Raw genomic sequence first — 19,721 nt, forward strand, 5'->3', positions numbered from 1 at the left:
GTGTTTGCTCTGTAACGGTGGGGGCCCCGATGCGGTGCGCTGTCCGTGTCTGCGCCAGGATGTCGGCACCACATAAACATTCTGGAGGGGAACCCAGTAATGAGCTACAACCAGCCGGGCCCGTACGGCGGGCAGCCCCAGCAGCCCGGACCGTACGGCCAGCCGGGCCCCTACGGCCAGCAGCCGCCGCAGGCCCCTCCGGCCCAGCCCGGCTACGGCTACCCCCAGCAGGCCCCTCCGCCCCAGCCCCAGCCGGGCTACGGCTACCCGCAGCAGGCTCCCCCGCCCCAGCCTCAGCCCGGCTACGGCTACCCGCAGCAGCAGGCCCCCTACGGCCAGGACCCGTACGGCCAGCAGCCCTACAACGTCCCGCAGCCACCGGCGCCGGGCGGCGGCGGCAAGAAGGCGGCCCTGATCATCGGCGCGGTGGCGGTCGTGGCGGCGATCGGGGTCGGGGTGTACTTCGTGATCGGCGGGGGCGGCGGCGGCAGTTCCATCGCGGACGACGGGCCGCACAAGCTGGTGGCGCAGGCGACGGTCCTCTCCGGGGAGTACAAGAAGGGCAGCGACTCCTCAGCCGGCCAGATGACCGACAAGGACGTCAAGGACGCCGAGTCGTGGGGCGTGCAGAACGCCAAGGACGTCAGCGCGCTCTACACCGCGGGATCGGGTCTCACCGCGAAGAACCTGATGTTCACGGGCGTGTACGGCACCATCGACGACCCGGAGAAGACCGTCGACGCCATGTTCGCCCAGAGCAAGACGGAGGCCGAGAAGAGCTCGTCCGGCGGCAAACTCGTGGGCAGCCCCCAGGAGTTCAAGCCCGCAGGCTTCGACAACGGCATCATGAAGTGCCAGGAGGTCGACACCACGACCTCCGGGCAGACCGTGAAGATGCCGATCTGCATCTGGGGTGACCACAGCACCCTCGCCTACGTGGTCACGTACGACTTGGCTTCCATGACCTCCGGCAAGAGCACCTCGCTGGACGACGCGGCAGCCCTGGCCGCCAAGCTCCGCAACGACGTGCGCGTCAAGGCCTGACGCCCCGACCACGAAGAAGGGGCCCCGGTCGGTCGACCGGGGCCCCTTCGCCGTGTGCTGTACGGCGGCTACGCCGTCTTCTGCTCGCCCGGCCCCCGCCCGTTCCGCGCGTCCCGCGGGATCAGCGTCGGGTTCACGTTGGAGTGGACGACGTCTGCCGTGACGACCACGCGGGCGACGTCCTTGCGGGACGGGACCTCGTACATCACCGACATGAGGACTTCCTCCATGATGGCGCGCAGGCCGCGGGCGCCCGTCTGGCGCAGGATCGCCTGATCGGCGATGGCCTCCAGGGCCTCGCGCTCGAAGTCCAGTTCCACACCGTCGAGTTCGAACAGGCGCTGGTACTGCTTCACCAGGGCGTTACGGGGCTCCACCAGAATCTGGAGCAGGGCCTCGCGGTCCAGGTTGTGGACCGAGGTGATGACCGGGAGGCGGCCGATGAACTCGGGGATCATGCCGAACTTGACCAGGTCCTCGGGCATGACGTCCTCGAACTGGTCCTTCGCCTCCAGCTCCCGCTTGGAGCGGATCGTCGCACCGAAGCCGATGCCCTTGGCCCCTGCGCGCGACTCGATGATCTTTTCCAGACCCGCGAAGGCGCCGCCCACGATGAACAGGACGTTCGTCGTGTCGATCTGGATGAACTCCTGGTGCGGGTGCTTGCGGCCGCCCTGCGGCGGGACCGAGGCCGTCGTGCCCTCAAGGATCTTGAGGAGGGCCTGCTGCACGCCCTCGCCGCTGACATCGCGCGTGATCGACGGGTTTTCGCTCTTCCGGGCGACCTTGTCGATCTCGTCGATGTAGATGATCCCGGTCTCGGCCTTCTTGACGTCGTAGTCGGCCGCCTGGATCAGCTTGAGCAGGATGTTCTCGACGTCCTCGCCGACATAGCCGGCCTCCGTCAGCGCCGTGGCGTCGGCGATGGCGAACGGCACGTTCAGCATGCGGGCCAGGGTCTGGGCCAGGAGGGTCTTGCCCGAGCCCGTGGGGCCGAGCAGCAGGATGTTGGACTTCGCCAGCTCGATCGCGTCGTCGCGACCGTTGGCGCCGCCGTTCTCGCCGGCCTGGACGCGCTTGTAGTGGTTGTAGACCGCCACCGAGAGGGCCTTCTTCGCCGGCTCCTGGCCGACGACGTAGCCCTCGAGGAACTCGTAGATCTCGCGCGGCTTGGGAAGTTCCTCCCAGCGCACCTCGCTCGTCTCGGCGAGCTCTTCCTCGATGATCTCGTTGCAGAGGTCGATGCACTCGTCGCAGATGTACACACCAGGCCCTGCGATGAGCTTCTTGACCTGCTTCTGGCTCTTGCCGCAGAACGAGCACTTGAGCAGATCGCCGCCGTCACCGATGCGTGCCACGGTGTGCTTCCCCTTCGCCTGGGAGACGCCTGAGTCCAGCGGCTCCTGGTGCTGCCTTAATCCGACGGTACCTTGCCGGGCCCCCCGTTCGGGCCCCCCTTGGCGCGGTTCACTTTGACGTGCAGCGTGTCAAAGCGCACTTACCGTGCCAAGGGGCGGCAGACGATACAGCCTCCGACTAGCGGACGGCCGCGTTGTTCATCTTCCGGGTGGAGATGATCTGATCGATCAGGCCGTACGAGAGCGCCTCCTCGGCCGTGAGGATCTTGTCGCGCTCGATGTCCTCGCGGATCTTCTCGATCGGCGTGGTGGAGTGCTTGGCCAGCATCTCCTCCAGCTGCGCGCGCATCCGCAGGATCTCGTTCGCGGCGATCTCCAGGTCGGAGACCTGGCCGCGGCCCGTCTCGCTGTAGGGCTGGTGGATCAGCACGCGGGCGTTCGGCAGCGCCATGCGCTTGCCGGGCGTACCGGCGGCCAGCAGGATGGCGGCGGCGGAGGCCGCCTGGCCCATGCAGACCGTCTGGATGTCCGGCTTCACGAACTGCATCGTGTCGTAGATCGCGGTCAGCGCGGTGAAGGAGCCGCCGGGGCTGTTGATGTAGACCGAGATGTCCCGGTCGGGGTCCATCGACTCCAGGCACAGCAGCTGCGCCATGACGTCGTTGGCCGAGGCGTCGTCGATCTGGACGCCCAGGAAGATCACGCGCTCCTCGAAGAGCTTCGCGTACGGGTCGTACTCACGGATGCCCTGCGAGGTGCGCTCGACGAAGCGCGGGATGACGTAACGGGACTCCGCCGTGGGGCCCGTGTACTCGGCGCGTGAGCGGTCGTACAGGCCGCTGCCGGGGAAGTCGTTCACTGTCTGTCTCCTAGGAGCTGAGGCGGTCGGCTGGGGGCTGTGCGGGGCCGTGGGGGCCCCGCGGCGGGGCTCAGGCCCCGGTACCGCCGCCGCCCGGCATACCGGCGGCCGTGGGGATGACGTCGTCGATGAGGCCGTACTCCTTGGCCTCGTCGGCGTCGAACCAGCGGTCGCGGTCCGAATCGCGGGTGATCTGCTCGACCGACTGGCCGGTGTGGAAGGCCGTGAGCTCGGCCATGCGCTTCTTGGTGTGCAGCAGCCGCTCCGCGTGGATCTTGATGTCGGAGGCCGAGCCGGCCAGGCCGGCGGAGGGCTGGTGGATCAGGATCTCGGCGTTCGGCAGCGCGAAGCGCTTGCCGGGGGTGCCCGCGCTGAGCAGGAACTGGCCCATGGAGGCCGCGAGGCCCATCGCGATGGTCACCACGTCGTTCTTGATGTACTGCATGGTGTCGTAGATCGCCATGCCGGCCGTGATCGAGCCGCCCGGGCTGTTGATGTACATGTAGATGTCCTTGTCCGGGTCTGCGGCAAGGAGCAACAGCTGCGCGGTGATCTTGTTCGCGATGTCGTCGTCGACCGGCTGGCCGAGGAAGATGATCCGCTCGTTGAGCAGTCGGTTGTAGACATGGTCGCCGAGGCCACCGCCGATGGAGGGCTCGCCGGCGGCGGAGGGCATCAGATTCGTCACGTATCCACCTGCTCGTCTTACGACGGCGCCGGGCCGTCTCACGTTTCCCTGCGGGGGCCTCCGGCGGTTTCGCGGAGTTCCCTGCCCCCATATTCATGGACCCTAACGCGCGGGTCCCTTCGGGGAATCCCGCGGAGGGGGGTGTTCGCCGGGGGCGTAGCCGTGGGTCGACCGGTCCGTTGCCTGCCGCCGGTCCGATGTGGCTGGTCGCACCCCGCGGCGGAGCCGCATATCGGCACAGCCCCGCGCCCCTACGGGGCGCGTACCCGGCCGCACGCCAGGAAGGCCCCCGGGGATGCGTCCCCAGGGGCCTTCCTGCAGCGTCTCGGAGCGCCGGGGGCGTCAGCCCTCGGTCTTCTCCTCGTCGGCCTCGGTGGCGTCGGCCTCCGTGGCCTCGGCGGCGACCTCGGCGGCCGTCTCGACCTCGTCCTCGTCGTCCAGGTCGATGACCTCGCCGTTGGTGTCCTTGACCGTGGCGGCCTCGACGACGACCGCGAGGGCCTTGCCGCGGGCGACCTCGCCGACCAGGAGCGGAACCTGGCCGCCCTCGACGACGGCCTGGGCGAACTGGTCGGGGGACATGCCGGAGGAGGCCGCGCGCCGCATGAGGTGCTCGGTGAGCTCCTCCTGGTTGACGTTGAGCTTCTCCTGCTTGACCAGCTCGTCGAGGACGAACTGGGTCTTGATGCCCTTGACCGCGGCTTCCTTGGTCTCGGCCTCGAACTCCTCGACCGTCTTGCCCTGGATCTCGAGGTACTTCTCGAGGTCGAGGCCCATCTGGCCGAGCTGGTGGTGCTCGAGGTTGTGCTTGCGGGTGTTGATCTCGTCCTCGAGCAGCTTCTCGGGGACGGGCACCTCGACGAGCTCCAGCAGCTTCTCCAGGACGCGCTCCTGGGCCTGCGTGGCCTGGTCGTACTGCTTCATGTTCTCGAGGCGCTTGCGGCTGTCCGCCTTCAGCTCCTCCAGGGTGTCGAACTCGGAGGCGAGCTGTGCGAACTCGTCATCCAGCTCGGGCAGTTCGCGGGCGGCGACCTGGGTGACCTTGACGGTGACCTCGGCCTCCTTGCCGGCCGCGGAGCCGCCCTTGAGCTCGGAGGTGAAGGTGGCCTCGCCACCGGCCTGAAGGCCCTTCACGGCGTCGTCGATGCCGTCGAGCAGCTCGCCGGAGCCGATGGTGTAGGAGACGCCGTTGGCGACGCCGTCCTCCAGGACCTCGCCCTCGACCTTGGCCTCCAGGTCGATGGTGACGACGTCGCCGTCCTCGGCGGCACGCTCGACCGGGGAGGTCGAGGCGAAGCGCTCGCGGAGCTGCTCGACCGACTTGTCGACGTCCTCGTCGGTGACCTCGACGGCGTCGACCTCGACCTCGATGCCGGAGTAGTCCGGGATCTCGAGGGCGGGGCGGACGTCGACCTCGGCGGTGAAGTTCAGCGTCTCGCCGTCCTTCAGCTCCGTGATGTCGACCTCGGGCTGGCCGAGGACGTTCAGCTCGGCCTCGTTGACCGCCTCGGTGTAGAACTTCGGAAGCGCGTCGTTGACCGCCTCCTCCAGGACCGCACCGCGGCCGAACCGCTGGTCGATGACGCGCGCCGGGATCTTGCCCTTCCGGAAGCCCTTCACCGTGACCTGCTGGTTGATCTTCTTGTACGCCGCGTCGAGGCTGTCCTTGAGCTCCTCGAAGGGCACCTCGACAGTGAGCCGAACCCGGGTCGGGTTCAGGGTCTCCACGGCGCTCTTCACGGTTCGGTCTCCTTGTGGCTGACTTCTTGGTTTCTGCCGGAGCCAGACTGGTCCGGCGGATTTCGCCGCCCGGAGGACCTCCGAAGGATCTCCAGTGGTGGTCCAGTGGATTCCTGTGGATGAGACACACGGGCGCGCAGCTTGCATAGTAACCGCAGCGGCTGAACGCCCCAAAGGCGATCATGCGAGGTGATCGCCCGGGGTGACCGGTGTTGACCGGTCGGTGGTCGGGGTGGCGGGATTTGAACCCACGGCCTTCCGCTCCCAAAGCGGACGCGCTACCAAGCTGCGCCACACCCCGTCAGGTGCGACACGTAGGGTACATGCCCGCAGACAGCGCGGCCGCCGCATTTACGGAGTGTGCGCCGAGGGGGCCGGACCCGCTACGATGCCTTCTGTGCCGCGGTCACCTGACCTGCGGCGCGTGCTGTGCGGGCGTAGCTCAATGGTAGAGCCCTAGTCTTCCAAACTAGCTACGCGGGTTCGATTCCCGTCGCCCGCTCTCCACGCATCAGGGCCGGGCGGAGGATCTTCCTCCGCCCGGCCCTGATCGTTTCGGGCGCCGCTACGTCCGGTGCATGGGGCGTGATCGTCCACGGGCGCGGCGCGGTGGCCTCCGCGTCCTGCGCGGGCGGAGCATCTGCCCGGATCAGAAGCTGATCGAGTTGATGGTCTCCGCTATCGAGTTCAGGAACCGGTTGATCGACGGGGCCATGCCGGTCGACGCGAGGAAGAAGCCGAAGAGCACCGCGACGATCGCCGGGCCGGCCTTGATCGAGCCTCCCCTGATCAACACCACCAGGATGATCGCCAACAGCAGCACCACTGACAGTGAAATGGCCACAACTGATCACACCCTCGGTCGGTCCGCTCTCCCGGCCCGGGGGTGCCAGCCCCGCGCACCCCCGCCAGAACCATCGTGCCACCAACAGGGCCCCCGTATGCGGCAGGTGAGGCATCGTCGGTGACACCTGTGCCGGACCTTTGCCTCAGCCATGCGGGCGCGGCACGTCCGAGAGCCCCGACCCCCGTTGCCCGCACAGCAATTCGACGGTGCACCCGCCCAGGAATTCAGCGGGATCGTTTCCATGTCCACACAACGCGTTCGCAGGTATTTCGAATTGTTGTCACGGGTGCAGCACAGTTGCCAACGCCGCCTCCCCGAAAGGCCAATCAAGCAGACATTCCACCGGAGTCACCCCCTGGCCATATGCCCCGTTTAGTCGGGACGAGTCGTGACAACCAGGACATGTGGTGGTGTGCCGACCGTCGTCTCCCTGAGGTGTCGACTTCCCTTAATCGCGGGCACTCGAAGCCAATTGACAGGAACCACGTGGGAGTTTTACGAAAACCCACAGACGACGCTAGGGTGCCTCAGATGTTTCACGCTGCCTCGTCCTCCGCACGCGCAGCGAGGTCCGGGATCGTCTCCCCCATGTTCCGGGGGGAAGATCTGTGACGAACTCGTTGCACCCGCACGGCCAGAACAGGGCGCCGCTCCCTCCGGCACAGTCGCCGGTGCCGGGAGTGCCGAGTCCGCGCTCACCGCAGAACCAGCAGAACCAGCAGAACAATCCCCCCAAGCCCGGCAAACAGCGCGACTCGTTCTTCGACAACGCGAAGTACCTGGCGATCCTGCTGGTGGCGATGGGCCACTCCTGGGAGCCGCTGAAGGGTGACAGCCGCATCCTTGAGGCCGCGTACACCGTCGTGTACAGCTTCCACATGCCGGCGTTCATCATCATCTCCGGCTACTTCTCGCGCAGTTTCGACATGCGCCCCGACCGCGTCAGACGACTGATCACCGGCGTCCTCGTGCCGTACGTCGTCTTCGAGACCGCGTACACCCTCTTCAAGCGCTACGGCGACCACGACCCGAGCATGACGGTCAGTCTGCTCGACCCCTGGTACCTCACCTGGTTCCTGGTCGCACTGTTCATCTGGCGGCTGACGACCCCGCTGTGGAAGACCCTGCGGTGGCCGCTGCCCGCCGCGCTCGGCATCGCGATGTTCGGGTCGGTCTCACCGGAGATCGGCAACGACCTCGACCTGCAGCGCGTGCTGCAGTTCCTGCCGTACTTCGTGCTGGGCCTGTACATGAAGCCCGAGCACTTCCAGATGGTGCGCACGCGGAAGATGCGGATCCTGGCCGTGCCGGTCTTCGTGACCGCGCTGGCCGTCGGCTGGTGGGCGGTCCCGCGGATGAACACCGCGTGGTTCTACCACCGGGACTCGGCCCAGGAGTTGGGCGCGCCGTGGTGGACCGGACCGGTCATGGTGCTCGCCATGTTCGGCTGCTCGCTGCTGCTGACCGCCTGCTTCTTCGCCTGGGTGCCGCGCCGGAAGATGTGGTTCACGGCGCTCGGTGCGGGCACGCTCTACGGCTATCTGCTGCACGGGTTCCTGGTGAAGGCCGGGGAGTTCTACGGCTGGTTCGAGCCGAAGTGGTTGCACCGGCCGCTGGGGGAGATCTTGGTGACGGTGGTGTTTGCCGGGGCCGTCACGTTGTTGTGCACTTCGCCGGTGCGGCGGGTGTTCAAGTTCGTCATGGAGCCTGAGATGAGGTGGGCTTTCAAGCCGGAGGTGGCGAAGGTTGCGCGGGGGCGCGAGATGGCCAGCGCTTGAGGATGTGCCGCGATCCGTCGTCGGGCGTCTGCGGGTTCGTTGTGGCTGGTCGCGCCCACGCGGCGGAGCCGCACATCGATACAGCCTCGCGCCGCTTTGGGGCGCTACTGCTGAGGCAGGCCGAGGAGCGCGCGCATTCTTGCGTACTTCTCGGTCAGACGTTTTCGGGTGGCCTCGTCGGTGAGGCGGGCCAGCCGGGCCGGATCCGCGTTGTGTGCCAGGTCCGCCTCCTTCACCAGCAGGGCGCCCGGTGTGGCGAGGATTCGGGACGCGTACTCCTCCGGTGCTTCCCCCGGGCGCTTCGTGACCGCCAGGACGATGTTCTTCGTGCGGGCGGTCAGGGGGGCCTCGTTCAGCCATTGTTCGGAGAGGGCGTCGTCCTCCACGGCGTCGTGGAGCCAGGCCGCTGCTGTCTGGTCCTCGTCGCCGCCTCGAGTGCGTACGCCCTCGGCGACCGCCTGGAGGTGCTCGGTGTAGGGGCGTCCCGCCTTGTCCGTCTGGCCTTCGTGGGCGGCGCGGGCGGTGGCTTCGACCTCGGCGAGGGTCATCGGCCCCCGAGGGGTTTCGCTCATCGGCTCAGCCCTGTGCCGGCGGCTGGGAGGTCGCCGTCGGGCCCTCCCGGCAGATCAGCAGGAGTGCGCGGTCGTCGTTGACGTCCTTCGCGACCGCCTCGATGAGGTGCCAGGCCGCACCGTGGAAGCCGCCGGCGACATAGCGGTCGGCCTCGCCCGTGAGACGGTCGATGCCCTCGACGATGTCCCGGTCGGAGGTCTCCACCAAGCCGTCCGTGAACAGCATCAACACGTCCCCGGGGCGGAGCGAGCCCTTCACGGGGTCGAACTGCGCGCCGTCGTACACACCCAGGAGCGGGCCCTCGGCCGCCTTCTCCTCCCAACGGCCGCTGCCCGCGCTGAGCTGGAGCCCCGGCGGATGGCCCGCGGAGTAGAGCTCGTAGTCGCCGGAGTCGAGGTCCAGGACGAGGTGGATCGAGGTCGCGAAGCCCTCGTCCCAGTCCTGGCGGAGCAGATAGCCGTTGGCCGCCGGGAGGAACGCGTGCGGGGGCAGGGAACCGAGAAGGCCGCCGAACGCTCCGGACAGGAGCAGGGCGCGCGAGCCCGCGTCCATGCCCTTCCCGGAGACGTCCGTCAGGACGACCTCCATCGTGCGGCCGCCGTTGGTGCGGGCGGCGACCACGAAGTCGCCCGAGAAGGACTGGCCGCCCGCCGGACGCAGCGCCATCTCGCGGTGCCAGCCCACCGGCAGCAGCGGCAGCTTGCTCTGCACCCGGATGCGTTCGCGCAGGTCGAAGAGCATGGTGCCGCCGCGCCGCCAGGGCACGCCGACCCGGCTGCGGAACTGGGCGATGAGCAGACCGAAGAACCCGCAGGCGGCCACCACCAGGACGACGCCGGGGGTGACACGGGAAGGGCCCTCCGTGTAGGGCCCCAGTTTCACCGACTCCACGATCAGCGCCGTGGCCGCGGCCGCGTACAGACCGAGCAGGCTCGCCGGGCGCAGCAGCAGGCCGCCCGCGACGATCGGCAGGACCAGTACGGCCGGGGAGCACCAGACGGAGTTGGCGAGCGTGACGGCGGCGATCAGTGGGACGGTGAGGAGCAGACCGGCGAGCGCGACCCAGTCCGAGCCGTCCCCCCGGAAGTAGTCCACGGCGCTTCTGCGCAGGCCGACGCGGACCCGGTGCCACTGCATCTTCAACCGGGCCGTGAACGTCTCGGCTGCTGCGCGCCGCTCTCGTCCTGCTGCCATTAGTTCGGGACCCTATCCATCGGACCAGCTGCTTGGCACGGGAGGTCCCACTTGTCCCCCGTCCGAGGTTCAACTTCACAGTGAACTTCACAGAAAGCCGTTGCGGGTCCGCCAAGGCGAAATTCCCTCGCTCGTCCCGCAATGCCCTGGTAGGCATGGTTCATGGGGACTGACTTGCGCGTACTGCGCCGGGAACAGTGGGACGAGTGGTACGACAACCTGATCCGCGCCTTCGGCGGGATTCCGGAGTCGGCCGAGGAACGGGCGCTGTTTCGTGAGCTCACCGAGACGGACCGTTCCATCGGCGCCTGGGACGGTGATGCGTGCGTCGGGACGGCCGGCGCGTTCTCCTTCCGGCTGACCGTGCCCGGCGGGGCCGCGGTGCCCGCGGCGGGCGTGACCATGGTGTCCGTGGCCGCGACGCACCGGCGGCGCGGGGTACTGACGTCCATGATGCGGCGGCAGTTGGACGACGTACGGTCCTGGGGCGAGCCGCTGGCCGTCCTGACGGCATCCGAACCCGCGATCTACGGACGGTTCGGGTACGGCGTCGGGACGTACCACGTCAACGCCGAGATCGACACGACTCGTGTACGGCTGTCCGTGCCGCCCGGCACCGATGACGTACGGCTGCGGTACGCCGAGCCGGCCGACGTGCTCGACGCGTGCGAGGCGGTGTACGCCCAACTGGTCGCGCGGCGGGCCGGGATGGTGGCGCGCATTCCGGGCTGGGAGCGGCTGTGGCTGCTCGATCCGGAGAGCGAGCGCGACGGGGCGTCGCCGCTGCAGTGCGTGCTCGCGGAGCGGGACGGCGAGGTCGTCGGGTACGCCCGCTTCCGAATCAAGGGGGACTGGGAGGCCGCCGGCCCCAAGGGGACCGTCGTCGCACAGGACGTGGACGCGCTGGACCCGGCGGCGCACGCGGCGCTCTGGCGGTTCCTGTTCGATATCGACCTGACGTCGAGGATCGACGCGCGGCGGCGGCCGCTGGACGAGCCGTGGCAGCACATGGTGTCCGACATCCGCCGCTGCTCGCTGCTGGTCCGGGACTCGCTGCACGTACGGCTGGTGGACGTCGGCGCCGCGCTGCAGGCGCGCACCTATCAGGCGCCGGTGGACGTGGTGCTGGAGGTCGAGGACGCCTTCTGCCCCTGGAACGAGGGCCGTTGGCGGCTGACCGGCGACCCGAAGGGCGCGTCGTGCGAGCGTACGGCGGACGCCGCCGATCTCGCCCTGTCCGTACGGGAGTTGGGCTCGGCGTACCTCGGCGGGGTCCCGCTGGCGTCGCTGGCGGCGGCCGGCCGGGTGCGCGAGCTGCGCCAGGGCGCACTGACGGAGGCGTCGCTCGCGTTCGGCTCGACGGTGGCACCTTGGCTGCCGCACGGGTTCTAGCGGCGCGTCAGCGCTGTTGGCAGGTGGGGCACCAGAAGAGGTTGCGGGCGGCGAGGTCGGCGGTGCGGATCTCGCCGGTGCAGATGTGGCAGGGGAGGGTGGCCCGGCGGTAGACGTACACCTCACCGCCGTGGTCGTCGACGCGCGGCGGGCGGCCCATCGCCTCGGGGGCGTGTTCCGGGCGGACGGTGTCGATGCGGTTGTTGCGGACGCCCTCGTGCATCAGCTCGACCAGGTCGGACCAGATCGCGTCCCACTCGGCGGCTGTGACGTCCCTGCCGGGGCGGTAGGGGTCGATGCCGTGACGGAAGAGGACCTCGGCGCGGTAGACGTTGCCGACGCCCGCGATCACCTTCTGGTCCATGAGGAGCGCGGCGATCGTCGTACGGCTGCGGGCGATGCGGCGGTACGCCGCCTGCGGGTCGGCGTCCTCGCGCAGGGGGTCGGGGCCGAGGCGGGCGTGTATCGCGTTCTTCTCGGTGTCCGTGATCAATGCGCAGGTCGTGGGGCCGCGAAGGTCCACGTACGAGGTGTTGTTGGCGAGGCGGAGGCGGACGGTGTCCGTGGGCGGGGGTGCCGGGGCGTCGCCGAAGGCGACCTTGCCGAAGAGGCCTAGGTGGATGTGGACCCAGTCGGTGTCCCGGAAGCCCAGGAAGAGGTGTTTGCCGTGGGCTTCGGTGTGGGTGAGTTCGGCGCCGTCGAGTAGTTCTGCGGCGTCGGAGAACTTGCCCTGGGGGCTGGTGACGTGGGGGCTCGTGCCGAGGAATCCCGTGGCGTAGTCGTTGGCCAGGCGGTGGATCGTGTGCCCCTCTGGCACGGTGGCTCCTGTTCGTCTGCGGGTGGGCGGACGTGGGGTTTTTCGCCCCCGCCGCCCTTACCCGTTCCCGTCCCCAGGGGCTGCCGCCCCTTCGGCCCCGCCCAGGGGGCTTCGCCCCCTGGACCCCCGATCGGCCTGACGGCCTCGTCCTCAAACGCCGGACGGGCTGAAAGGCTCAGGCGCCGGACGGGCTGGGAATTACTGCTGCGGGTGGTGGGGCGGGATCGGGGGCAGGTCGCCTGTCGTCTCGTAGGTCGCGAGCATGTCGATTCGGCGGATGTGGCGGGCGTCCTCGGAGAACGGGGTGCCCAGGAAGGTCTCGACGAACTTGGTCGCCTCCTCCTGGGTGTGCATGCGCGCGCCCACAGCGACCACGTTGGCGTTGTTGTGCTGGCGGCCGAGGGACGCCGTCTCCTCGCTCCAGGCCAGGGCCGCGCGGACGCCCTTGACCTTGTTCGCCGCGATCTGCTCGCCGTTGCCGGAGCCGCCGATCACGATGCCCAGGGCGTCGGGGTCCGCGGCCGTCCGCTCCGCGGCGCGGAGGCAGAAGGGCGGGTAGTCGTCCTGGGCGTCGTAGATGTGGGGGCCGCAGTCGACGGGGTCGTGGCCTGCCGCCTTGAGCCACTCGACGAGGTGGTTCTTGAGTTCGAAGCCCGCATGGTCGGAGCCGAGATACACGCGCATGGTTCCGAGTGTGACATGGCTGTTTCCGGGCAGCAGCCTCGGGTGTCGGCCGGGAGGCAAGGAGGCCCAGCACAGCGACCCCTGACCAAGGAACCTCAAGGAAACCTCAAGTAACGATCTGGATTCAAAGGTTCACGAATCTCTTTGCCTCCGTTTCACTGGTCCAACTCGTACGCGACCCGTACGGGACCGCTCACCCGGCGCAAAGGAACTCCCCCATGACTGGTCTCCAGGCCGGACTGAAGAACCGCCATCTGTCGATGATCGCCATCGGTGGCGTCATCGGCGCCGGCCTCTTCGTCGGCTCCAGCTCCGGTATCGCCACCGCGGGACCGGGCATCCTCCTGTCGTACGCCCTCGTCGGCACCCTCGTCGTCCTTGTGATGCGCATGCTCGGCGAGATGTCCGCCGCCAACCCGACCTCCGGCTCGTTCTCGGCGCACGCGGACCGGGCGCTCGGCCGCTGGGCCGGGTTCTCCATCGGCTGGCTCTACTGGTTCTTCTGGGTCGTGGTGCTCGCGGTGGAGGCCACCGCCGGGGCCAAGATCCTGGCGGGATGGGTGCCCGCCGTTCCGCAGTGGGGCTGGGCCCTGATCGTGATGGCGGTGCTGACCGCCACCAACCTCGTCTCGGTCGGCTCCTACGGCGAGTTCGAGTTCTGGTTCGCGGGGATCAAGGTCGTCGCGATCGGCGCGTTCATCGTGGTCGGCGGGCTCGCGGTCTTCGGTGTGCTGCCGGGCGTCGACAGCCACAAGGCCGGCCTGGGCAACCTCACCGGTCACGGCGGCTTCCTGCCCAACGGGCCCGGCGCGATCCTCACCGGCGTACTGCTGGTCGTCTTCTCCTTCATGGGCAGCGAGATCGCGACGCTGGCCGCCGGTGAGTCGGAGGACCCGCAGCGCGCCGTCACCAAGTCGACCAACAGCATCATCTGGCGCATCGGCGTCTTCTACCTGGGCTCGATCTTCGTCGTCGTGACCCTGCTGCCGTGGAACGACCCGTCGATCAAGAAGCAGGGCTCCTACGTCGCCGCCCTCGACTCCCTCGGGATCGCACACGCCGGTCAGATCATGAACTTCATCGTGCTGACGTCGGTGCTGTCCTGTCTCAACTCGGGCCTGTACACGGCCTCCCGGATGGCCTTCTCGCTCGGTGAGCGGGGGGACGCGCCGAAGGCGTTCGCCAGGACCACCTCGCGGGGCGTTCCGATGGCCGCGATCATCGCGTCCGTCGTCTTCGGGTTCGTCGCCGTCTTCTTCAACTACAAGTTCCCGGACTCGGTCTTCCTCTTCCTGGTCAACTCCAGTGGTGCGGTGGCGCTGTTCGTATGGCTGGTCATCTGCTTCTCGCAGCTGCGGATGCGGAAGATCATCCAGGCCGAGGCGCCGGAGAAGCTGGTCGTGAAGATGTGGCTGTACCCGTATCTGACCTGGGCGACGGCCGCGCTGATCGTGTTCGTGCTCGGTTACATGCTCACGGACACGGAGCACGACGGGCGCGAGACCGTACTGCTGTCCCTGCTGGTCGCGGCAGTCGTGCTGGTCGTCGCCGTGGTGAAGGAGAAGGTGCGCGGGGGCGGCCGGACTGCCGCGGGCGCGGCCTCGGCGGAGGTGCGGGGGCAGGACAAGGTCAGGACCGGCTGACGCCGGCGCCCCTCGCTTCACCGCTCACAGCACCGTGAAGCCGTCCTTGACACTGTCGTAGGTCTTGAGGGCCTGGGTTTCGGTCTCCGGCTGGTACCAGGTGTTGATCTGGTACGACTTCCCGTCCTGGTCGAAGCCCAGCAGCCGGGCGTGCCAGGGGGTGCCCTTCATGGTGAAGGTGTACTCCCAGACCACGGCCGGGTTGCCGCGGAAGGTCGTCCTCTCCAGGCGGATCTTCCGGTAGTCCTGGCCCTGGTGGGCGTCCTGCTCCGACTTCTGCCAGGCCTCCATCAGATCGCCGCGGGCGAGGGACGACTTGGCGACCAGTTCCTGTGTGCCGTCGGGGGACGTGTAGTGGACCTCCGCCCCCGTCTTCAGATCCCGCCGCCAGCCCTGCGGCGGCGCCCACGCGAACCCGCCTGCCTCCCGGTGCGCACCGGGAGGCAGGCTCTGCGGCCTGGACGTGCCCTCCACGGTGGGCGACGGGCTGTCGGCGGACGTGGTGACTGACGTGGTCGCCGCGGTCGAGGAGCCCGCGTGGCCGCCGCCGGATGATCCGGAGTTCGTCAGGAGGAATACGGCGACGACGGCACCGGCCGCGACCAGTGCGCCGACGGCCACGAGTACGGCACGGTGACGACTGCGGTGCGGGCCGTCGGAGCCGTTGCGATGTGCGGGGTCGGCGGCCGAGGTCTCGGAGCGGGCCTCCGAGCGGAGTTCGGAGGGGACTTCGGTGGAGGCGTTGGGGAACTGCACGGGCACTGGGGGTGCGGAAGGGATGGAGCGTGCTTCCGGGGACGGGGCCGAGGGGCGCTCTCGGCGGAACTCGTAGGTGTCCGGCGGTTCTTGGGGTACCGCGTCCTCGATGAGGGCGGGCGCGGGTCGCCTGGGGTCGCGGGCGGCGCGCATCAGGCGGGTGTCCAGGTAGACCGGGGTGGGCCTCTCGTTCGAGGCGTCGGCCCCGCCGGGCTGCTCGGGCTCAGGCTCGGCTTCGGCACCCGTCGGGCTCGGACCGGCACCCTCGACCGGTTCGGTGCCGGGTGGCTCCTGGGACTCGGACGGCTCTTCCGCATCCGCCGGGTACGCGACCCGGCGCAGGGCCTCCTCCAGGTCGGGAAGGGCCGGGCGGACCGCCGGTTCCTTCTCCAGCAGGGCTGCCAAGACGTCGCGCAGGGGGCCTGCCGCGGCGGGGAGTTCGGGCTCCTCGTAGAGGACCGCGTGCAGGGTGGCCAGGGTCGTGCCGCGGGAGAAGGGGGAGCGGCCGCCCAGGGCCGCGCAGAGTGTCGCACCCAGGGACCACACGTCCGACGGCGGGCCCTGGGGGCGGCCGGAGATGCGCTCGGGGGCCATGTAGTCGGGGGAGCCGACGAGCATGCCGACCATGGTGAGCGCCTTGGCGTCCTGGATCGCGGCGATGCCGAAGTCGGTGAGGACGACGCGCCGGCCGCTGTCCTCCACCAGCACGTTCCCCGGTTTGATGTCCCGGTGCAGGACACCGCGTGCGTGCACCTGACGCAGCGCCGCCACCAGTCCGAGCCCGATCCGTGCCGTCTCCCCCGGCCCCAGTGGCCCCTCCTCCACCATGATCCGTTCCAGGGAGCGGCCGACGACCAACTCCATGACGATCCACAGGCGTTCGCCCTCGTCGACCACGTCGTAGACCCGCACGACATGGGGGTGGTCGATCCGGGCGGTGGCCCTGGCCTCCCGCAGCGTGCGTTCGCGGCGGGTGCGGGTGTCCTCCGCGTCCAGGCCGTCTATGCGCATCTCCTTGACGGCGACCGGGCGGTCGAGCATCTCGTCGGCGGCTCGCCACACCCGCCCCATTCCTCCCTGCCCGATGCTTTCGACCAACCGATAGCGCCCCGTCACCAGCAGCCCTGGGACTCCGCCGCTCCTCGTATTCCCCGGCAATCCGCCGCACCCCCTCAGAAACCGAAATTCTCTCGACTACCTCAATTATCTCGACCGCGCCCCGACTGAAACACAATGGTCACACTTCACGGCGTACCAGCATAGTGCGGAGAAATCTTGTGGTAGCTCTTCAAGTACTGCGAATTCAGGCGCAGCCAAGGGGGATGTGAACATGAGTTCTCGTCGCACGACGACCATCGCGGGATCGCTGGTCGCGGCATCTTTTTCGGCGGTGATGATCCTTTCCAGCACCGCCGGCGCGGACGACCAGGGGCCGGGCAGCAGCAAGGGGGGAAAGGCCGTCGACGAGGCACCGGCGGGCGTGAGGACGACCACGCTCCTGCCCTCCAGGATCTCGGTCGACAATGGCTCGCAGAAAACGGCGCTCACCGCCACGGTGAAGAACGAGGGGACCAAGGACAGCGGAAAGATCCAGCTTCTGGTCGTCGGATTCGACGGCCTCACGGTCAAGAGTGTTCAAGGCTGCTCCCGGATTGACGGAAAGAACCTTCCGGCCGGCTCGAACAGCGGTTTCTCCTGCCCGATCGACAATCTCGCGGCCGGCAAGTCCAAGTCGTTCGCCGTCGACGCCACATTCGACCTGCGCAAGACCGGCAAGATCTGCCTTCCCGTGCAGTCCGGTGACGGGAAGAAGACGTACTGGCAGCAGGGCCCGGTTCCGTTCGGCACGACCAATCCGTCGCCGAACGCCCCGGCCACCCCGCTGCTCCTCGGCACCGACAACAAGCCGGTGGCCCCGGGCGGCAGCCGCGAGCTGCCCAAGACCGGTGTCGGGCGTGACGTCCTGCCGCTGGGCGCGGCGGGCGCGTCGCTGATCGCGGCCGGTGCGGCGGGGCTGTGGTGGTCGTCCCGGCGGCCGACCCCGCAGCGGCTGCGCGGCTGAGCCCCCTCGGACACACCGGTCGCCACTTCGCCCGCATAACCTGACGGCACTTGTCAGGTTATGCGGGCACGATGCGTCTCATGAACTCCGTCGACCACACCGCTGACCTGCTCGCCCTCCGTCCCGGCGACCCCGGCTACGACGACGAAATCGCCGGTTTCCAGACCGGGTTCGCCCAGCGTCCCGCCGTCGTCTTCGCCGCCGCCTCGGCCGAGGACGTGATCGCCGCCGTACGGCACGCGTCCGAACACGGCCTGCCGATCGGCGTCCAGGCCACCGGGCACGGGCTGCCCGGCGCCTGTGAGGGCGGGGTGCTGGTGACGACGAAGCGAATGGACCGGGTGACCGTCGACCCCGAGGCGCGCACCGCGCGCGTCCAGGCGGGCGTCCGCTGGGGCCAGGTCGTGGCGGCCGCCGAGCCGTACGGTCTGGCCCCGCTCAACGGCTCCGCGCCGAGCGTGGGCGCCGTCTCCTACACACTGAGCGGCGGACTGTCCATCCTGGCCAGGGAGTTCGGGTACGCGGCCGACCATGTGCGCTCCCTGGACCTCGTCACCGCCGACGGCCGGCTCCGGCACGTGACCCGGGACTCCGACCCCGACCTGTACTGGGCCCTGCTCGGCGGCGGCCACAACTTCGGCATCGTCACCGAGCTGGAGATCGGCCTCGTGCCCGTGCGGACGCTCTACGGCGGCTCGCTCGCGTTCGACGGCCGCCAGGTCGACCCGGCGGCCCTGCTGCAGGCGTACGAGCAGTGGACGCGGACCGTGCCCGACGGGCTGACCTCCTCCTTCGCGGCCGTACCGTATCCGGACATCCCGGCGTTGCCGCCGCATCTGCGGGGCCGGTACGTCGTCTCCGTGCGCGTCGCGTACACCGGGGCCGATGGGGAGCAACTCGTCGCCCCGCTGCGTGAGCTGGGGCCCGTGCTCGCCGACTCCCTGCGCGAGATGCCGTATGCCGAGAGCCACACCATCCACAGCGACCCCGACTTCCCTCATGCGTACTACGGGGACAGTGCGGTGCTGAGCGAGCTGGATGTGGAGCGGGCCGGTGAGGTGCTCGCGGCCGTCGGACCGGATGCCGGTGGTCCGATGTGCGTCCTGCAGATCAACCACCTGGGCGGGGCGCTCGCCCGGTCCGCGCCGAACTCGGTGCCGTATCGCGAAGGGCGGTTCCTGGTACGGCTGCTGACGGTGGGGGAGCGGGAGGCGGCGCGCGCGGTGCTCGATCCGGCGTTCGCGCTGCTCGCCCCGGTCACGATCGGGCGGGCGCTCAACTTCGCCTTCGGCGGCGGGGACCGCACGGAGGGGCTGTACGACGCCGGAACGCTGAAGAGGCTCGCCGAGCTGAAGTCGTCGTACGACCCGGCGAACCTCTTCCGCAGGAACTACAACCTCAGCGCTTGTCGATGAGCTTCCAGGCGGTGGGCATGACGCCCATCGCCAGGGCGGCCTTGAGGACGTCGCCGATCAGGAACGGGGTGAGGCCGGCCGCGATCGCCGCGGACGCGGACAGGTCGGCGGCGTAGGCCAGGTACGGGACGCCGACGGCGTAGATGATCGCCTCGCCGACCAACATGGTGCCCGCCATGCGCAGCACGGAGCGGTCGGCGCCGCGGCGGGCCAGGGCGCCCACGACGGTGGACGCGAGGAGCATGCCGAGGATGTAGCCGAAGGAGACGGAGACACCGGAGCTGCCGCCCGCGAACCACGGCACACCGGCCAGTCCGGCCAGCGCGTACAGGACGAGCGAGGCGAGGCCGCGGCTCGCGCCCAGCGTCGTGCCGACCAGCAGCGCGGCGAAGGTCTGGCCGGTCACCGGCACCGGGGAGCCCGGTACGGGCACGGAGATCTGGGCCGCGAGGCCGGTGAGCGCGGCGCCGCCGAGCACGAGTGCCACGTCCCGGACGCGGGACGCGGGCAGGAGGTCGGCGAGGACCTCGCGGGGACGGGCGGCGGCGGTGGCGGTGCTCATGGGGACTCCGCGGGTGACGGGGACATGCTGGGACACGGTGACGCTATCCCGGCGGCCTCGGGCCGATCACCGTCAGCGGTCGACAAATGCTGGAACGTGAGCTTGGTGGGCTTCGAACAAACGGTGCTGGTTACACGGGGTTTCGCGTGATACCGGTCACTGAGGCAGGGAGGCCGTGCTCACTCGGCAGGTTGCAGGCGGGTCTGTAGGGTCTCACCAAATGAATCCTAGTGGTCTGGCCGGATTCACCTTTTCTGGCCTACCCTTCGACCCATGGTTGCCCAGGCCCGGAACTTCACGTCGCGTCGC

The 19,721-nt window shown here is 69.1% G+C and carries 17 protein-coding genes and 2 tRNA genes; 7 read left to right on the forward strand and 12 right to left on the reverse strand.

The features are described 5' to 3' along the window. The first annotated feature begins 99 nt into the window (after positions 1–99). Positions 100–1,044, forward strand: coding sequence for a hypothetical protein (locus tag ABD355_RS23270; RefSeq protein ID WP_344402492.1), 945 nt, complete (start codon positions 100–102; stop codon positions 1,042–1,044). A 68-nt stretch (positions 1,045–1,112) separates the two neighbouring features. Here the strand turns inward: ABD355_RS23270 and clpX are convergent, their stop codons facing one another. From clpX to ABD355_RS23295, 5 genes are all read right to left on the reverse strand, one after another. Then, on the reverse strand, positions 1,113–2,402 hold the full coding sequence (gene clpX, locus ABD355_RS23275; protein ID WP_030934339.1) for an ATP-dependent Clp protease ATP-binding subunit ClpX: 1,290 nt from the start codon (positions 2,400–2,402) through the stop codon (positions 1,113–1,115). Between the two features lie 178 nt (positions 2,403–2,580). Beyond that, a complete protein-coding gene (locus ABD355_RS23280; protein ID WP_030934342.1) occupies positions 2,581–3,261 on the reverse strand; it encodes an ATP-dependent Clp protease proteolytic subunit in 681 nt (226 codons plus the stop codon). 70 nt (positions 3,262–3,331) lie between these two features. Beyond that, positions 3,332–3,937, reverse strand: a complete 606-nt coding sequence (locus ABD355_RS23285) for an ATP-dependent Clp protease proteolytic subunit (protein WP_344402975.1) — start codon at positions 3,935–3,937, stop codon at positions 3,332–3,334. Between the two features lie 354 nt (positions 3,938–4,291). After that, positions 4,292–5,689, reverse strand: coding sequence for a trigger factor (tig, locus tag ABD355_RS23290; protein WP_344402494.1), 1,398 nt, complete (start codon positions 5,687–5,689; stop codon positions 4,292–4,294). 224 nt (positions 5,690–5,913) lie between these two features. Continuing rightward, positions 5,914–5,990, reverse strand: a tRNA-Pro gene (locus tag ABD355_RS23295). A gap of 130 nt (positions 5,991–6,120) precedes the next feature. Between ABD355_RS23295 and ABD355_RS23300 the strand changes: the two genes are divergently transcribed. Further along, a tRNA-Gly gene (locus ABD355_RS23300) sits at positions 6,121–6,191 on the forward strand. Between the two features lie 147 nt (positions 6,192–6,338). On the opposite strand, the gene ABD355_RS23305 is transcribed toward ABD355_RS23300, so the two are convergent. Further along, positions 6,339–6,533, reverse strand: coding sequence for a hypothetical protein (locus tag ABD355_RS23305; protein WP_016435177.1), 195 nt, complete (start codon positions 6,531–6,533; stop codon positions 6,339–6,341). Between the two features lie 611 nt (positions 6,534–7,144). On the opposite strand from ABD355_RS23305, the gene ABD355_RS23310 reads away from it, so the two are divergent. Continuing rightward, positions 7,145–8,314, forward strand: a complete 1,170-nt coding sequence (locus ABD355_RS23310; RefSeq protein ID WP_344402497.1) for an acyltransferase family protein — start codon at positions 7,145–7,147, stop codon at positions 8,312–8,314. 104 nt (positions 8,315–8,418) lie between these two features. Here ABD355_RS23310 and ABD355_RS23315 read toward each other — a convergent pair whose 3' ends face one another. Both ABD355_RS23315 and ABD355_RS23320 read right to left on the reverse strand, forming a co-directional pair. Beyond that, positions 8,419–8,886, reverse strand: a complete 468-nt coding sequence (locus ABD355_RS23315; RefSeq protein WP_344402498.1) for an HD domain-containing protein — start codon at positions 8,884–8,886, stop codon at positions 8,419–8,421. A gap of 4 nt (positions 8,887–8,890) precedes the next feature. Next, the gene (locus tag ABD355_RS23320) at positions 8,891–10,081 is read right to left on the reverse strand and encodes a PP2C family protein-serine/threonine phosphatase (RefSeq protein ID WP_344402499.1); all 1,191 of its coding nucleotides are present in this window, start codon (positions 10,079–10,081) and stop codon (positions 8,891–8,893) included. A 162-nt stretch (positions 10,082–10,243) separates the two neighbouring features. On the opposite strand from ABD355_RS23320, the gene ABD355_RS23325 reads away from it, so the two are divergent. After that, a complete protein-coding gene (locus ABD355_RS23325; protein WP_344402500.1) occupies positions 10,244–11,473 on the forward strand; it encodes a GNAT family N-acetyltransferase in 1,230 nt (409 codons plus the stop codon). 7 nt (positions 11,474–11,480) lie between these two features. On the opposite strand, the gene ABD355_RS23330 is transcribed toward ABD355_RS23325, so the two are convergent. Beyond that, entirely contained in the window at positions 11,481–12,290 is an 810-nt protein-coding gene (locus ABD355_RS23330) for an Fpg/Nei family DNA glycosylase (protein ID WP_344402501.1), read from the reverse strand. A gap of 198 nt (positions 12,291–12,488) precedes the next feature. Then, a complete protein-coding gene (locus ABD355_RS23335) occupies positions 12,489–12,974 on the reverse strand; it encodes a ribose-5-phosphate isomerase (RefSeq protein ID WP_344402502.1) in 486 nt (161 codons plus the stop codon). Between the two features lie 218 nt (positions 12,975–13,192). Between ABD355_RS23335 and ABD355_RS23340 the strand changes: the two genes are divergently transcribed. Then, positions 13,193–14,617: an amino acid permease gene (locus ABD355_RS23340; protein ID WP_344402504.1), complete on the forward strand. Its 1,425-nt coding sequence runs from the start codon at positions 13,193–13,195 to the stop codon at positions 14,615–14,617. Between the two features lie 24 nt (positions 14,618–14,641). On the opposite strand, the gene ABD355_RS23345 is transcribed toward ABD355_RS23340, so the two are convergent. Beyond that, entirely contained in the window at positions 14,642–16,444 is a 1,803-nt protein-coding gene (locus ABD355_RS23345) for a serine/threonine-protein kinase (RefSeq protein WP_425585779.1), read from the reverse strand. A 259-nt stretch (positions 16,445–16,703) separates the two neighbouring features. Between ABD355_RS23345 and ABD355_RS23350 the strand changes: the two genes are divergently transcribed. Both ABD355_RS23350 and ABD355_RS23355 read left to right on the forward strand, forming a co-directional pair. After that, on the forward strand, positions 16,704–17,435 hold the full coding sequence (locus tag ABD355_RS23350; protein ID WP_344402507.1) for an LPXTG cell wall anchor domain-containing protein: 732 nt from the start codon (positions 16,704–16,706) through the stop codon (positions 17,433–17,435). 80 nt (positions 17,436–17,515) lie between these two features. Further along, positions 17,516–18,850: an FAD-binding oxidoreductase gene (locus ABD355_RS23355; protein WP_344402508.1), complete on the forward strand. Its 1,335-nt coding sequence runs from the start codon at positions 17,516–17,518 to the stop codon at positions 18,848–18,850. Here ABD355_RS23355 and ABD355_RS23360 read toward each other — a convergent pair. After that, the gene (locus ABD355_RS23360; protein ID WP_344402510.1) at positions 18,834–19,412 is read right to left on the reverse strand and encodes a biotin transporter BioY; all 579 of its coding nucleotides are present in this window, start codon (positions 19,410–19,412) and stop codon (positions 18,834–18,836) included. The two genes, ABD355_RS23355 and ABD355_RS23360, sit on opposite strands and share 17 nt — an antisense overlap. Positions 19,413–19,721: the final 309 nt, after the last annotated feature.

It is taken from the genome of Streptomyces longisporus (assembly GCF_039532765.1).
Taxonomy (GTDB): domain Bacteria; phylum Actinomycetota; class Actinomycetes; order Streptomycetales; family Streptomycetaceae; genus Streptomyces; species Streptomyces longisporus.

Excerpts from the sequence above, each read along its gene's own strand:
- ABD355_RS23340 (WP_344402504.1), top strand. The coding sequence starts at position 13,193 with ATGACTGGTCTCCAGGCCGGACTGAAGAACCGCCATCTGTCGATGATC.
- ABD355_RS23325 (WP_344402500.1), top strand. The coding sequence starts at position 10,244 with ATGGGGACTGACTTGCGCGTACTGCGCCGGGAACAGTGGGACGAGTGG.
- ABD355_RS23345 (WP_425585779.1), bottom strand. The coding sequence starts at position 16,444 with ATGGGGCGGGTGTGGCGAGCCGCCGACGAGATGCTCGACCGCCCGGTC.
- ABD355_RS23350 (WP_344402507.1), top strand. The coding sequence starts at position 16,704 with ATGAGTTCTCGTCGCACGACGACCATCGCGGGATCGCTGGTCGCGGCA.
- ABD355_RS23355 (WP_344402508.1), top strand. The coding sequence starts at position 17,516 with ATGAACTCCGTCGACCACACCGCTGACCTGCTCGCCCTCCGTCCCGGC.
- ABD355_RS23360 (WP_344402510.1), bottom strand. The coding sequence starts at position 19,412 with ATGAGCACCGCCACCGCCGCCGCCCGTCCCCGCGAGGTCCTCGCCGAC.
- ABD355_RS23270 (WP_344402492.1), top strand. The coding sequence starts at position 100 with ATGAGCTACAACCAGCCGGGCCCGTACGGCGGGCAGCCCCAGCAGCCC.
- ABD355_RS23285 (WP_344402975.1), bottom strand. The coding sequence starts at position 3,937 with ATGCCCTCCGCCGCCGGCGAGCCCTCCATCGGCGGTGGCCTCGGCGAC.
- ABD355_RS23315 (WP_344402498.1), bottom strand. The coding sequence starts at position 8,886 with ATGAGCGAAACCCCTCGGGGGCCGATGACCCTCGCCGAGGTCGAAGCC.
- ABD355_RS23320 (WP_344402499.1), bottom strand. The coding sequence starts at position 10,081 with ATGGCAGCAGGACGAGAGCGGCGCGCAGCAGCCGAGACGTTCACGGCC.
- ABD355_RS23335 (WP_344402502.1), bottom strand. The coding sequence starts at position 12,974 with ATGCGCGTGTATCTCGGCTCCGACCATGCGGGCTTCGAACTCAAGAAC.